We start from the raw sequence: 13855 nt of genomic DNA on the forward strand, positions 1-13855 counted from the left end.
GTTAGGGTTAGGCATACTCCGTTATGAAAATGATCATGTAGTAAGAGAAATTAAAGCTATTGCCGATTCAGTTCCTATCTATCCTAACGGTCCAAGAACAGAAACAATTCAAAAGGGATTAATTAATTTAATTTGTCCTTCTCCTTTTTGGGAAGACATCGCTCCTGAAAATTATAAATTAGAGGACTTTGTCGGAAACTTTAGATTTCCTTTTAAATTCCCTGTTAGATTTGCCAGCCGGGGAGATTCTCGTGAGCTAGTGAATAAAGGTGATGTTCCTACTCCGATAAAAGTGACATTTCGCGGCGAATCTATTAATCCTAAAATCACTAACTTAACAACGGGAGAATTTATCAAAGTAAATCGGTCCATTCCACCGAACTATAGTTTAGTCATCAATACAGAATTCGGTAATAAAGAAGTAAAAATAGTCGCCCTAGACGGTGTAGAACAAAATGCTTTTCATTACATCGATCTTGAGTCGTCTTTTTTTATGCTTAATGTTGGAGAAAATCGGTTTAGTTTTATTACTGATGGAGGTCAACCAGAAGTGTATGTAGAGTATAGAAATAAATATTTGGGGGTGTAACTGTGGCTGAAAGATTCGGTTTTTTTGATCCGATTCAAGATGAAAACGGGCAGTACGACAGAGAGTATAATGCTCAAGAATTTTCCGATTATTTTAAGGCACTCGTAACAACGGGCTTAATGAAAGGAGCAGGAAATGAACTAGCTGTAACTACTAACGGAACAAGTATGGTTACAACAGTTAACACTGGAGTTGCATTTATATTAGGACGATTTTATGAAAATGATTCGGTACTTTCTTTAACACATGATACAGAAACGTTAGGGAATAGCCGTATTGATCGTATTGTTATTCGTATGGATTTAAGTACAGAAGCTCGGCATGTAAAAGCTTTTATTAAGAAAGGTGTACCGAGTGTTAATCCCGTAGCACCAGCGTTAATACAAACGCCCAACTTTTATGAAATATCATTAGTACAGGTAAAAGTGATCGGTGGCCAAACATATATATCCACAACTAATGTTACAAATGAACGAGGTAAAGATATTATTTGTCCGTGGGCCGGTTCTAGGATATTGCCTAACTTTGATGATGTAGCTTTAGAAGACTTGGTTAATTCTATTGGGGCACCTAATGGACTAGCTTCATTAGATGCCAGTGGTAAAGTTCCTCAAAGTCAATTGAATATATTTCCACCGGCTGATGCGTCTTTAACAGTAAAAGGGATTGTACAGCTTAGTAATGCAATAACTAGTACAAGTGTAGCTCACGCAGCTACACCAAGCGCTGTTAAAAGTGCTTATGATTTAGCAAACGGTGTAAATGGGAACTTGAATTATTGGATAGGAGCAAGTCTCTCTGGTGACCCAATGATAATGATAAGCCGGCCTAGATATCCTGGTAGTGAGCGTCCTATTGAAATTACTGCATATGCTGGTGCATCATCTCCTCAAAATTATAATTCTAGTTTTAATGGAGTAGCAAGGCAGGGATATTGTACTGCATTAGGGGCAGATGCACAGGCCTTAGCATATTGTTCAACAGCTATTGGAGCATTTTCACGAGCGCGTAATATGTATGATGGGGTCCTTGGTACTTCAGTTAGTGATGGCAATACCCATAGATGGATAATACCAGGAAGCCTTTCTGTAGCAGGAACAAAAAATTTCGAAATTCCACATCCTGCACCTCATAAGCTAGATACACATGTTATTAGACACGGAGCAGTAGAATCACCCACTGCTGGAGATACTCTTTATCGTTTTACTATTGAGGCAATTACAGATGGTCAACAAGTCGAACTACAATTACCTGATTATTTTCAGTACTTGAACACAAATGTTGATGTTTGGGTAAATGGACATCGACATTTTGGAAGAGCATTTGGAGAAGTAGTAGGAGATAAACTTTTAGTTACTTGTGAAAAAGCCGGCCAATATAAGGTATTGGTAATTGGAACAAGGAATGATGAGAATGTTCAAGATTGGCATGTAAGAGGAGTAGAAAGAGAAATTGGAGAAAGCTGGCTCGGTGAAACTTATATGTTTGAAGATGAAGAGATAATTAATGCAGATGAGATCATTAATATTACTGGGGAGGAAGTACAATGAATATTAGAATTGTTAAGACTAGTGTCCAATTTAAAAATCCAATCATAGGTCAGCCAACTCGGAGAATTGAGGAACACTATTATGCACGTAATATTACAGCAATGGTAGATAATAATGAACAACATTTTCGGTTCACCAACACGGAGCTTCCTTTTCTTACGGATGAAATGCAGATGATTACAACAATTGAATCACGACTAACAGTAGAAAATACAAACAAAATCAACGCTGAATAAGCGTATTTTTTATGTCTAAAAACAGGTGAGAGACTATGAAGAAACCTATTCGGATTTTATCTGCAGCAATGGATATATTAGGTGAAATTGATAACTATGAATCTATGTTCTTTATTCATCGTTGTCATGGAATTGGAGAGATTGAACTTCGTATTAATCGCTATAAAAAACATGTAGATAAGTTATTAAAAGGAAACCTTATTTTAGTCGGTTCACAGCTAAATAAAGTTTTTCAATTAAAACACCGAGAAATTGAGTTAGATGAAAACGGAAAAATTACGGAGAATTGGCTCATCAAAGGATTTGCTTTAAAAGTAGTAGTTGCTCAAAGAATTACTATACCACCTAATCACACTGCTTATGATAACAAACAGGGGAATGCTGAAACAGTTATGAAACATTATGTGGATAGGAATATTATTAACCTAGCTGATCCAAAACGGAAAATTCCAGAATTAATTTTAGCTATTAACCAGAACCGAGGGACGAGTATTTCATGGCAATCACGATATAAGAATCTTGCGGAAGAAATGACAGAAATATCACTTGCTGCTGGGCTTGGCTGGGATGTTTATTTAGATATTCAACAGAAAAAATGGGTTTTTGATGTGTTTGAAGGTAGAAATTTAACAGTCAATCAATCTATTAATCCTCCAGTTATTTTTAGTCCGCAGTTTGAATCACTTAAATCCCTTCATTATACAGAGAGTGAACTGAATTATAAAAATATCGCATATGTAGCCGGTCAAGGTGAAGGAGTGGATCGGAGAGTTATTGAGCTAGGAAACCAATCAGGGCTTAGCCGCCATGAATTATTTATTGATGCTCGTGACATTGAAGAAGAAACAGATGTAGAAACAATAGATACAGAAGGTAATAAAGTGACTGAAAAAGTTCCTCGGCCAGAAGCTGATATTATTAAAGATTTGACAGATCGGGGACGACGGCAACTGCAAGAGTTTTTACAAGAGGAATATTTGGAAGGACAGATTCTTACAGACAGTCCGTTCGTTTATGAAAAAGATTATAATTTAGGAGATATTGTCACTGTACAGAGCAAAGATTGGGGAGTAACACTTGATACTCGTATTACTGAAATTAAGGAGATTTATGAACAATCAGGGTTCAAAATTGAAGCTGTTTTCGGGAACGACAGACCGACTTTGATTCAGAAAATTAAACAGGAGCTTTCTCAAATAAGTGGTGAGGTTAGGAGATAAAAACACTTTTGAATAGTAGGTGTTATTTTGTATGTATAAAATTAAAGACTATGCTAGAATTATTGTAAAATATTTATAGTAAGAGGGAATTATGGATAATATAAAAGCTGAATTATTTAACTATTCTAAGAAACTGTATAAAGGTATAGAAAATCAACTTAAAAGAGCAGACAGAGATATAATTACAGCTGCTGATGGAAGGTTGAAGATAGGGCATGAGGGGGCAAAGAAAGGATCTTTTATTTATTTGCTCTATGATAAAAATGATAAATTGTTGTATGTAGGTGAAACGGGAGAGACTATAAAAAAAAGATTGAAATCACATGGTAGTGGCTCCCATTCAGTAAAAAATAGTGAAATGTTTAATAATGTTAGTTATATAAAATACTTAAAAACTGAAAAAGCAAATGCGCTTTCTCCTATGGAACGCAAAATGATCGAGCAAGCCTTTACTATTCATTTGAAGCCTAAATATTATAATGGTCAAGTTTGGAAATATTAAAATTAGTAAAGCAACAAAACTATGGATTCATAATGATGTTGAGCAAGAATCAAACTTCTATGGGACAATAAAGTTGTGGCATAAAATTGATAAAGAAACAAATATTACTTCATATTTAACCATAGAAACAAAGCATATATCTTGAATCGGAATTTTAAGTAAATGCTTTGTGGGAAAATAGGCGAGAAAGAACAAGCTATTACATTTGAATAGTTTTAGATCATTTAAGAGTACACCCAATTCTAGGTGTGCTTTTTTATAAACAACGGACTAGGAAATGCCCCGAACGATTAGTGCTATTTTATGATTACTTGTATCATATCTGATATCAGAAATTTAAACTATTTCGATGATCGATAATATTGTTGTTGCGGAAAATAACAAGAGACAATGTAAAAAAACAGGTGGGAAATTTGGAAGTTTGGAGTTTTTAAGAATATTTCAAATTTTTCAATTTTATGGTATAGTTTACCTGATTATTCTTAGGGGGTTAAATATTTTATGGTGAAGGTATTTTATGATTTTGAAACAAAGCAAGACTTTATCGATTATTTAGGTTTATTAATTGAGCATTTACAGAAGTATTTGATGAGATATAAATATTATCGTACTGAAATAGAAGAAATTTGTTTAGAGAAATATAAAGAAATTAAGCCAGAAGCTGAAGGGATTTCTGTAGATTTAATACTGGAATTATTAAAAGAAGAAAATTATTCTGAAGAGAGAAAGAGATTTAAATTATTCCCATATTATAAATATATAAAATTAAGTGATATGTTAAATTTTATAAATCTTAAAATTTTAAATATTATTGGTGACCGTACTCAAGAAGCAGTATCTTATATGAAGTTTAGAGATAAGGTAAAAGCTTTTAATAAAAAAACATGCTCTGATTTAATTGAATTAGATGAGTTAACACAGGATATTAATGAAAAACTTAATAAATGTAACAAGTCCAGAAATTACTTAGCTCATATTGGTGACTCAGTATTTATTGCACAAATGGAATATAGGAATAAGCAACTGAAGGATTTTGAAAAAAACTTAGGTCTAGATTTTTCGAAATCACTCAAAAATAAAATTATCGTTAATAGATATGACTATGCAGATGTAGAATGGATATTTAATTTATTTATTGAATATAAAAGAGCTCTACCAATATACTTATCTATATTTCAACAGATTAGGAGAGATTATACCAAATTGATTGGAGAAACAGTCACTATCGAAACTTTTACAGATCGAATTTTACCATTTGATTATGCGGATATTTCTATGAACTCAATAGACATGCAATTGACAGCAAGAAAAAGAAATTAGAAATAAAAAATATCTATATAATTCATAGTTTTCATGAATAGAAGTAGGATAATGTAAAGCAATGAAAATTAATAATAAAATGAAGCAAACACCACTTTAAGTAGGTGTTTTTTATACTTTCATGATCTTAGCGGTGTCCCGTACCGAACAGGGCTATTTTAGTTGAAAGTAGTGATAAAAATGGATGAACAAATTCTAAATTTATTTTTGAAAGAAGGTGGATATGCACTTCTTTTCGTATGGATGTTATATTCAACAATGAAAAATAACAAAGAGCGAGAAGCTAAATATCAAGAAGTTATTGATAAGAACCAATCAGTTATTGAGGAACAAGCTAAAGCTTTCTCTTCTTTATCAAAGGATGTTTCTGAGATCAAACAAATTATTGTAGAGGATAGATAAGAAGCTACCGACCGGTGGCTTTTTTATTTTGAAAGGATGATAAAAATGAAAATAGAAAATGTAGGATTAAAATTTTCCAAAGCATTAATACCTTTGAAATGTGTCACAAAAATCATTATTCACCATCCAGCGCATCCAACGTGGGGAATGAAAGAGATCCATGATTATCACAAAAAATCAAATGGTTGGAATGGAATAGGATATAGTTACTTTATCCCGAAAAACGGAGGTGTTCAGCTTGGGCGTGGTCGGAATGTAGGAGCACATTGTAAAGGTATGGGTATGAATAATCAGTCGCTAGGTGTATGCTTTCAGGGTGCTTTTGATAAACAAATACCAACTGAAGAGCAGTATCGTGACGGCGCGAAACTAATCGCTCAATTACTGCGACAAGAAGGCTTACAAATTAACGATGTTGCTCCACATAGAGACTTTGATGCAACTGCATGCCCTGGGAAGAACTTTGATATGAACAAGTTGAAACAATACATCTTGGAAGAAATGAATCCGAATGTGAAGGGAGTTGTTCAAGCTGTGAGTGAACAAGTAAAAGTGTCTACTGCTACCCAGAATGCAATTGATAACCTGGCGGGTTATGGAATTATCCAAAAAGATTATAAAGTTACAAAAGACCATGAGATTACTCTTATTTCTATGCTTAATGGATTAGTTAATGCAATTAAAAATGGAAAGTTAAAGGTTAAGTAATAACTTATTGTTTGATCTTTTATAAAACGGATAGATAATAACTGGCTAACTAATTCTCTCACTTGTTAAGTACTTGAAAAGCCCCTCTCATCTGAGTAGGGGCTCTTTTTTATTAACTCTTATTATGTCCTCTATAACTTTTCTTTCAAATGGAACAACTCGCTCAATCTCACAGATTGTTAATCTATTTTCATAATATAACTAAATGAAGGTTAATTATTAGTTAATAGGTTTTCATCCATAGAGAAATTTGTATTATTTGAAAATATCTCTGTCATGCAATATATAAGATACCTTCATTCTCATCTATTCTTGCTTTATGAGGTTCTAGAAATAACATGTCCAATATCTGTGGATCTAGTTAGTGTACTAGATAGAAAGGCATCAAAATAGCTGGCTGATTGTGGAACTAATCTTTTCAATTCATGTACTCAGATGGGCGGAAGATCCAATGCAAACCACCCATGATTTTCCGATTTCACATAAATACTATTTCCATAAACGAATGGAGGATCATAAAAGATTGGAATTTCATCATTTTCAATACCTAGTCTGTCAGAATCAAAAGTAATAGACCACTTCTTTTTGCCATCCTTAATGTTATACGCTATGATCGATCTTTCGGCACTGATAGCTACTGTGTCATCATACCAGGCGGCAGGGAGTTGGTCCCAACTTGAACCCCAGTCCATGGGAGGCGCCACCTCCCATTTTATCCTTCCGTTTGCTGAGTCATACACTTGGAATACCCCACGTCCGGTGCTAATAAAAACGTAATCATGGTTTGCACGAAATCCTTCCACACCCAGTGTAAGGGGTGTGACCCATTCTTGACTACCTGTAACTGTGTTAAAAGCCATCATGATATCGGAGTAGACAGTATAGATTTCATCCTTTTCAGGGTTTTTTGAAAATTCCATCAATTCTCCATCTACCCCAAATCCCCATCTCTCTTTGCCTGTCATGGCATCCAGGGCATAGACACTTGACGCATAGGCGTATCCACCCTTCCCATGACCAAGTCCACCCTTCATAATGAAATTGCCATGGACTAATACCTGCCCATTTTTAAAGTCGTTTTCAATCCCGCCATTCCATGATAGATAAGACTCGTGCTTCGGGACAAAGGACCAGACGGTCTCCAACGATCGATCCCGAGCTTCAATGATACTGCCCCCATCAAATCTCAAGCCCTTGTAATCCTCTGGTGGTTCATGATGTCGAGATTTTTTGACTGCAAGCTTTTTTTTGATTTGTCCTGTTTCGGGTTCAATGATATACAGGGATTCTCTATTAATAAAAAAACCAAGCTCGCCTTTATAGGATTCAAACCAGTTGAAGTCATTAGATGAGTGATGATCTTCTAAAATCCATTTGATAAAGGGGGCTGTTTCTGTCCCATTTTCGTAATGAACCGTCAATTCGTGATTTTTTATGAACTCTTCCGATTTCAGTACCGTTATTTTAGGCGGTGGTTCTTTGGTCAACCATAAAACAATACCTACTATGGATGATGCTGGAAAAACGAATAGGATTGTGAATATAATGAAATAAGGCCGTAGATTTTTTCTTCTTCTCCTTTTCTTCTTCCTGGATTGTCTCGTTTCTTCTATACTACCGTTCATAGGCACACCTCCAACTAATAATATCGTCCTTTTATCCAAATTATGAAGATAGATTAAATGGAGAGATGATCTGGTAATGTGAGGAATTCGATTCTTTTTTCTTAAGATGCACAATGAACCAGTTGAAAAAATAATCAACAGACACTGTCATTGTTAGATAAGATAAAAGCCCCTCTCATTTGAGTAGGGGCTCTTTTTTGTTAACTCCTATTGTCTCCTCTATAACTTGTCTTTCAAATGGAACAACTCGCTCAATCTCACAGACCGTTAACCTATTTTCATAATACAATTTTAAAAGTAATTCGATTTCTGCATTAGATAGTTGAGTTTCCCACACTTGTATGACCTCCTATAATTTATATCTCAAATGTACTCAATTGTAGGAAGAAAGGGAAATCGTGAAAACGTGATTTTTAGTCCTTAAAATAGTGAAAAAAACATTATTCAATAGAAAAAGGATACTATCGATCATGAATCTCCGAAAATATAATTTTACTATTTATTATTCTATAACAAGGTCATATAGTTAACTCTCTCCTACATAGATGTATAAAACATATATGATACTTTAGCATCTTATTCAACGAACGGGGCACTTTTACTTTTAAGTCTATCTTATAGTGGATAATATCAAAAAGTGAATAAAAGGTATTTTGTAAAAAACATAGAATAATAGTATATCATTGTAAATTTATTTATTTATTAGGAGGTAAATCATGAGTTTAACTCAATCACAGCAAATAGATTTTTTAGGAGCACCTTCAGAGTTAAGAATAAGAAAAGAAATACTGAATATTTGTAATAGTTATAGTAATTATTGGGATATATTAGCTGAACTTTGTCAAAATTCTGTAGATGCTATAAGAAAATTTAATGAACAATTTGGTGATATTAAGGATCATACTATTGAAATTACATTAGACTCCAGTACGAGGTCTATAAAAATAAAAGATACAGGCATTGGATTTCCTGCAGATAGATTTCTTGAACTTTTGGCTCCAAATGGTTCTGATAAAACAGGAATGGCTATGATTGGAGAAAAGGGTGTTGGGTTGACCTACACTATATTTTCATCAAATTTATTTGAAATTAGAACTATTTCCCCAGATTCCGAAATTGAATCAAAAATAGAAAATGCATCTCTATGGAAAGATGGCAGAAGTACAGGTCTTCCTAAGTGTGAAATTCTTACTATGGATAGTGATCTTGATAATGAGCCGTATGATACATATACAGAAATAATTTTAAAAGACTTAGATAAATATGAGTATGAAGAACAGGATATATTTAATCAAAGTGCTGAAGCTTTAGAGTTTATACTTAGAACAAAAACTGTTATTGGTTACTTAAAAGGAATTTTTGAAGAACGTGAGTTAAATGTGAAAGTAAACTTGGTTGTAAATGATATTGAAGGTATTTCAACTTCTGTATCCTTTAAAACTCCAAAGTATATGCTACCTGAAGATTTTATTGAAGAGAAAGAAAATATCCTTGATTTGGATAAGTTAAAAGTAGAAATTGGGGTTCTAAGTGATAGTCAAAAGAGTAAAAAACTCCATAAAAAGGTCTTACTCAAAAAGGGTTGGGTGAAAAGGTCAGGAAGAAAGATTAATTTTTACGCGTTTTTCGCTTCTTCTCCAAAATTTTGGGAAGAGATATCTAATGTTAATGAACTGTATTTTGTTGATTCTGAAGGGAATAAAACAAATTTATATGAGAGTGGTATATATATTGCGACAAAGGGGATGCCAACAGGTATTAGATTAGAACCGCCAATTACTGGTGCACAATCCTATTGGAGAAGATTTTATATTATTTTAGAAGACGATGGGATAGTGTTTGATCTTGGTAGAAAATCTGTTCCAAATAGGACAGTTGGAATGTTAAGAAGTTTAGCTAAAACATTATTTAATGAATTTTTACCTTTTATAAATTATGTGAACCAGGATCCCTCTACTAAGCCAGGAACTAATACAACTGTGCAGCAACATGAAAAAAACAAAGCATTTGAAAAGCTTCATAAAATTGCAGACTTAGGGTTAGAAGAAATAAACTATCTAAAAAATCCAGATGGGCAAGAGGCAGCTGTCGTTGCAATTTTTCATGAACTTATTGGTGCCGGTTTACTAAAAGGATATTATGGTATGAAAACCGGTTATAAACTAACTTATGACAATTGGGGTGTGTATAGGATCGATAGAAAACTTATCGGTGATGATTTTTATAGTATGGCAAATGAGGATGGAGTCATTGAAGTTCCCGTAATAATTGAACATAAGTTTAAAGCTGAAAAGATTCTAAAGGAATTTAAAGATAATATGAAATTTTTCGCGGATATAGATTTAATAGTCTGTTGGGACTTAGACGAAAATGAATTTGCTAAAGAACAGGTTCAAGTAGAACCTTTAAAGAAATCGGAAGTTTTTTTCTATGGCAGTAATTATAAATTAACTTGGCCTGGGGCCTACAATCTTGGAAGTGCAGGAGAAAAATATGTACTTTCACTTAGAAAATTTATCGAAGATTATAAGAATAGATAAAAACAGACCGCAACTAGCGGTCTATTTTATTTTTCACGATATTTGAATAGTAGAATTAATTTTAGATATTATTACTTTCAATTTTTTATTAGAGTTATATTTTCTTGACTTATGTGGTTATTCATGACAAAATGCTCCATAAAGATCAAAGATGGTCAAAGTTGAAAAGGAGTTGTTTATTATGGCGCTATATCGTCAAGATCGTGAATTAACAGAATTGGAAATCAACGCATTATGTGCTCAAATCGAGAGAGAGGAAGAGGCATCAAATGTTACATTTTTGGAAAATACGATGAGTTTTTATGTTTTTCAAGGTATGGTATCAAACAAACTTATTAAGTTTAATTTAGATAAACAAACTGGACTGATTATAACAGAAGAGGAGTAAGACCTATTCTTTCAGTTTTTTACTTTGTTTATATTACTTGTGTTAATATATAGGAATAGATAATACGAGATAGCGCAGATTTTCCTGCGCATTAAAAATTAATCAAAGCGAGGTTGTTATTTTGACCAGCAAGGTCCAAATAGTTTGACCAACAAATGACCAACAACGTACTTAATTATATTAAGTGTTACTTTTTATAAAAAGCATAAATGCTTATAAATCAATAGTTTGTTTGTTTTTATTTCTACTATTATAAAAGTGTATATACTCCGTAAGCAAGTGCATGAGTGGGAAAGAGAACAGTATATGTCAATGTATTAATAAGTGAGAGCCTTGGTACTACTAGTATCAGGGCTGTTTTTTATGTGGGGCATTTTAATAGTTTTCCGCCTATTATAAACAAGTGCCTGATAATTGCCCGGTTTTTATTTAAAGCGTGATTACTTGAGTACATCTTTCATGTACTCTTCAAATTTATTCATACGGTCTTTATCGATCTTTTTACTAACATGTGAGTAAACATCTGATGTAATTTGCATACTTTCATGTCCTAAACGTTCCTGAAGGTATTTCATATCTGCTCCTAACTGTAATACAGCATGCGTATGACGTAAAGAATGAATAGGTAAGGAAGGTAGGTTAGCTTTCTTTAAAATGCGAGAAAAGGAGTTAAAAAGGCTTGATTTTGGCATATAACTTCCGTCATTAAATTTTGTATTATGTTTCTTAATTCAGATAAGACCAATACTACAACATAAAAAGAAGTTCCTTTAATGGAACCTCTAGAATTTATTGAGATAAGTTTTTATTATTTTTTCTCTTTTGCTTCAACTTCAAAAACATAATAACAATTACAATAATTACCCATAACAAAAACGCAGAGGCAATATAGGGATAGGAAGATGCCTGGAAAGCGTATAAGGCTCTATCAATTATTGTAGGGTCTTTCTTATACTCAATTGCGTAACTTCCTATAATACCAGCTAAGAACGAAAAAAACAGAAAACCGATAGTACTGAAAACAAGTTGAATTATGTAAATTGGATAGTTCATTTACATGTCTCCTTAATGACAAAAATGTTATTAAAAATATATCAGTGATAATTTTACACTAAATATATTATCTGTAAATTGTTTTGTGGTTGGTAGGAGCTAAATAAATGCATCAAATTTACATCTCAAAAAAGATTAGAAACAAAAGAATTATTGTGTTTCTTAAATAAAAAAGCATGGTTTTCCATGCTATGACTTCTTGTCTCTTTGCTTATTTTTTAGTGGTGCATAAGTTGGAATGAACATAAATCCAATAAGAATCAATGCCAATGCAATCCATCTAAGAATACTATGCGGATCATAAGGTTTTAAAAATATAACATTAACTGCGATTATAGCAAAACCTATAATAACTAGTATTTTTCCAATAGTTTGTTTAGACATTTATAAAAACCTCCAAAATCCATCTAATTAATATAATTTTACATGTTTTCTTATTTTTGTAAATTGGAGTTTTTGTTTTATGGTTAATTGTGGGTGGAGGTAAGAAACAAAAGAGTAAAGGAGTTAATTATAACTCCTTCCAAAGCTTAATAATTCTTTGAACTTCTAGGTTTCTTGAAAAAGTTTGAGCTTAACAGGAAGGCTATCCCTATTCCGATGTATAAAAAGGCTAATGTTTGATTTGGAACAAATAAATTGTAATCAAGTGGACCAAACCTTGATAGAAAACCGGAAGCAAAAAGGACGAAACCAATCCAAAAAATAACTTTTCCGAATGAATTATGTATTTTCATAATAGATGCCTCCAAAAAGTAATTTTAATAATATAACAATTATACATTAAAATTACAATTTTAGGATGATATTAACATTAAACTTATTTAAGCAAAATGTTCCCTTGTTAAAGCTAAATAAATAAAAAAAGACAAACAGATTAATCTGTTTTATCTTTCTCTAATAGTTCAATTATTCTATCAAGTTTTTGTTCGAGATTATTAGACTTATTGAGTTCTTTGGTGACAAATGAACGAATAAAGGAACGGATAGAATAGTAAATAACACAACCTATCCCTAATAATAAAACAAAGATAAAAATTTGGGCAAATAGATCACCATAATTCATATTATTTCCACCTTATGTATATTTAGGTTAATTATAACACGGTGATTTAATCAGGGCTTGTTAATTTTAAGAAACAAAATGATAGGTTAGTTCATTTAGAATTGATTAAGTTTACTTTTAAAATTTGATGCCAGGTGTTCAAATGCTTTAAATCAGCTTTTCTTAATAAAAATCTTATAAAAGGAGCTGTAAAACCAGTAGTTATGTACAATAAAAAACCACAACCTTTTGAAAAAAGGCTGCGGTTTCTAGAAAAAAGTGAGTACGATAATTTCTATCTTGTTTATTAATATAATTTATTTTTATAAGCTTAGGTACCCTATAAATAGGGACCCAGAAGCTTACAGTTTAGCATCGTACTCAGCCTATGGATTTTTTAGTTTTTATTAGATGTATTATGAGTGTTTTTGTTTCTTTTTCAAATCTTTAATAACTTCTCTTGTTACCTCTTTTGTGATTTCTAGTTTAAGTTCGTTTTTAAACTTATTAGTTTGTCTAATAATTAGTTTTCTTAATTCTATAAAGAAAGCTAATAATAACAAGATAAAAATCATTATTTCATTAGATGAAACAATCAATATAACCAAAGTTACCAACTCCTATTAAAAATGCAATAGGCGATGACACTAACTGTGAACACTTTTAATAATGGGTTC

General features: G+C 32.5%; 17 protein-coding genes and 1 pseudogene. 10 read left to right on the forward strand and 8 right to left on the reverse strand.

Annotation, left to right across the window (positions count from 1 at the left end):
• From BFA01S_RS17425 to BFA01S_RS17460, 8 genes are all read left to right on the forward strand, one after another.
• The coding region (locus BFA01S_RS17425) for a phage distal tail protein (RefSeq protein WP_066233645.1) at window positions 1-589 on the forward strand (589 nt) is incomplete at its 5' end.
• Between the two features lie 2 nt (window positions 590-591).
• The gene (locus tag BFA01S_RS17430) at window positions 592-2139 is read left to right on the forward strand and encodes a phage tail protein (RefSeq protein WP_066233648.1); all 1548 of its coding nucleotides are present in this window, start codon (window positions 592-594) and stop codon (window positions 2137-2139) included.
• On the forward strand, window positions 2136-2375 hold the full coding sequence (locus tag BFA01S_RS17435) for a hypothetical protein (RefSeq protein WP_066233651.1): 240 nt from the start codon (window positions 2136-2138) through the stop codon (window positions 2373-2375). The genes BFA01S_RS17430 and BFA01S_RS17435 overlap by 4 nt, the downstream gene beginning before the upstream one ends.
• 35 nt (window positions 2376-2410) lie before the next feature.
• Window positions 2411-3595: a siphovirus ReqiPepy6 Gp37-like family protein gene (locus BFA01S_RS17440; protein ID WP_066233654.1), complete on the forward strand. Its 1185-nt coding sequence runs from the start codon at window positions 2411-2413 to the stop codon at window positions 3593-3595.
• A 91-nt stretch (window positions 3596-3686) separates the two neighbouring features.
• A complete protein-coding gene (locus tag BFA01S_RS17445) occupies window positions 3687-4097 on the forward strand; it encodes a GIY-YIG nuclease family protein (protein WP_066233657.1) in 411 nt (136 codons plus the stop codon).
• Between the two features lie 501 nt (window positions 4098-4598).
• Window positions 4599-5417: a hypothetical protein gene (locus BFA01S_RS17450; RefSeq protein ID WP_066233660.1), complete on the forward strand. Its 819-nt coding sequence runs from the start codon at window positions 4599-4601 to the stop codon at window positions 5415-5417.
• A gap of 180 nt (window positions 5418-5597) precedes the next feature.
• Entirely contained in the window at window positions 5598-5819 is a 222-nt protein-coding gene (locus BFA01S_RS17455) for a BhlA/UviB family holin-like peptide (protein ID WP_066233663.1), read from the forward strand.
• 45 nt (window positions 5820-5864) lie between these two features.
• Window positions 5865-6527, forward strand: coding sequence for a peptidoglycan recognition protein family protein (locus BFA01S_RS17460; protein ID WP_066233666.1), 663 nt, complete (start codon window positions 5865-5867; stop codon window positions 6525-6527).
• A 431-nt stretch (window positions 6528-6958) separates the two neighbouring features.
• On the opposite strand, the gene BFA01S_RS17465 is transcribed toward BFA01S_RS17460, so the two are convergent.
• Together BFA01S_RS17465 and BFA01S_RS22920 are read right to left on the reverse strand one after the other, a co-directional pair.
• Window positions 6959-8152, reverse strand: coding sequence for an outer membrane protein assembly factor BamB family protein (locus BFA01S_RS17465; protein ID WP_066233669.1), 1194 nt, complete (start codon window positions 8150-8152; stop codon window positions 6959-6961).
• Window positions 8153-8327: 175 nt separating this feature from the next.
• Window positions 8328-8489, reverse strand: coding sequence for a hypothetical protein (locus tag BFA01S_RS22920; protein ID WP_169800500.1), 162 nt, complete (start codon window positions 8487-8489; stop codon window positions 8328-8330).
• Between the two features lie 379 nt (window positions 8490-8868).
• Between BFA01S_RS22920 and BFA01S_RS17470 the strand changes: the two genes are divergently transcribed.
• Together BFA01S_RS17470 and BFA01S_RS17475 are read left to right on the forward strand one after the other, a co-directional pair.
• Window positions 8869-10692, forward strand: coding sequence for an ATP-binding protein (locus tag BFA01S_RS17470; RefSeq protein WP_066233672.1), 1824 nt, complete (start codon window positions 8869-8871; stop codon window positions 10690-10692).
• A gap of 181 nt (window positions 10693-10873) precedes the next feature.
• Window positions 10874-11080 carry a hypothetical protein gene (locus tag BFA01S_RS17475; protein ID WP_066233675.1) on the forward strand — a complete coding sequence of 69 codons (207 nt, stop codon included), beginning with the start codon at window positions 10874-10876 and terminating at the stop codon, window positions 11078-11080.
• Between the two features lie 440 nt (window positions 11081-11520).
• Here the strand turns inward: BFA01S_RS17475 and BFA01S_RS17480 are convergent.
• The 6 genes and pseudogenes from BFA01S_RS17480 to BFA01S_RS17505 form a co-directional block, all read right to left on the reverse strand.
• Window positions 11521-11787: pseudogene (locus tag BFA01S_RS17480) on the reverse strand (tyrosine-type recombinase/integrase); the annotation flags it as partial.
• A gap of 82 nt (window positions 11788-11869) precedes the next feature.
• Entirely contained in the window at window positions 11870-12133 is a 264-nt protein-coding gene (locus tag BFA01S_RS17485; RefSeq protein ID WP_066233682.1) for a hypothetical protein, read from the reverse strand.
• A gap of 189 nt (window positions 12134-12322) precedes the next feature.
• Window positions 12323-12517 (reverse strand): hypothetical protein, encoded by a 195-nt coding sequence (locus BFA01S_RS17490; protein ID WP_066233685.1) that lies wholly within the window; start codon window positions 12515-12517, stop codon window positions 12323-12325.
• Between the two features lie 146 nt (window positions 12518-12663).
• Entirely contained in the window at window positions 12664-12870 is a 207-nt protein-coding gene (locus BFA01S_RS17495; protein ID WP_066233687.1) for a hypothetical protein, read from the reverse strand.
• Between the two features lie 140 nt (window positions 12871-13010).
• A complete protein-coding gene (locus BFA01S_RS17500) occupies window positions 13011-13199 on the reverse strand; it encodes a DUF4083 family protein (RefSeq protein ID WP_066233690.1) in 189 nt (62 codons plus the stop codon).
• Between the two features lie 395 nt (window positions 13200-13594).
• Window positions 13595-13786: a hypothetical protein gene (locus BFA01S_RS17505; protein ID WP_066233694.1), complete on the reverse strand. Its 192-nt coding sequence runs from the start codon at window positions 13784-13786 to the stop codon at window positions 13595-13597.
• Window positions 13787-13855: the final 69 nt, after the last annotated feature.

Origin of the sequence: Metabacillus fastidiosus NBRC 101226, from assembly GCF_001591625.1 — a bacterium.
In the GTDB taxonomy this organism is placed as follows: Bacteria; Bacillota; Bacilli; order Bacillales; family Bacillaceae; genus Metabacillus; species Metabacillus fastidiosus.

Excerpts from the sequence above, each read along its gene's own strand:
- BFA01S_RS17445 (WP_066233657.1), top strand. The coding sequence starts at position 3,687 with ATGGATAATATAAAAGCTGAATTATTTAACTATTCTAAGAAACTGTAT.
- BFA01S_RS17440 (WP_066233654.1), top strand. The coding sequence starts at position 2,411 with ATGAAGAAACCTATTCGGATTTTATCTGCAGCAATGGATATATTAGGT.
- BFA01S_RS17490 (WP_066233685.1), bottom strand. The coding sequence starts at position 12,517 with ATGTCTAAACAAACTATTGGAAAAATACTAGTTATTATAGGTTTTGCT.
- BFA01S_RS17495 (WP_066233687.1), bottom strand. The coding sequence starts at position 12,870 with ATGAAAATACATAATTCATTCGGAAAAGTTATTTTTTGGATTGGTTTC.
- BFA01S_RS17470 (WP_066233672.1), top strand. The coding sequence starts at position 8,869 with ATGAGTTTAACTCAATCACAGCAAATAGATTTTTTAGGAGCACCTTCA.
- BFA01S_RS17455 (WP_066233663.1), top strand. The coding sequence starts at position 5,598 with ATGGATGAACAAATTCTAAATTTATTTTTGAAAGAAGGTGGATATGCA.
- BFA01S_RS17460 (WP_066233666.1), top strand. The coding sequence starts at position 5,865 with ATGAAAATAGAAAATGTAGGATTAAAATTTTCCAAAGCATTAATACCT.
- BFA01S_RS17465 (WP_066233669.1), bottom strand. The coding sequence starts at position 8,152 with ATGAACGGTAGTATAGAAGAAACGAGACAATCCAGGAAGAAGAAAAGG.
- BFA01S_RS17450 (WP_066233660.1), top strand. The coding sequence starts at position 4,599 with ATGGTGAAGGTATTTTATGATTTTGAAACAAAGCAAGACTTTATCGAT.
- BFA01S_RS17500 (WP_066233690.1), bottom strand. The coding sequence starts at position 13,199 with ATGAATTATGGTGATCTATTTGCCCAAATTTTTATCTTTGTTTTATTA.
- BFA01S_RS17435 (WP_066233651.1), top strand. The coding sequence starts at position 2,136 with ATGAATATTAGAATTGTTAAGACTAGTGTCCAATTTAAAAATCCAATC.
- BFA01S_RS17485 (WP_066233682.1), bottom strand. The coding sequence starts at position 12,133 with ATGAACTATCCAATTTACATAATTCAACTTGTTTTCAGTACTATCGGT.
- BFA01S_RS17475 (WP_066233675.1), top strand. The coding sequence starts at position 10,874 with ATGGCGCTATATCGTCAAGATCGTGAATTAACAGAATTGGAAATCAAC.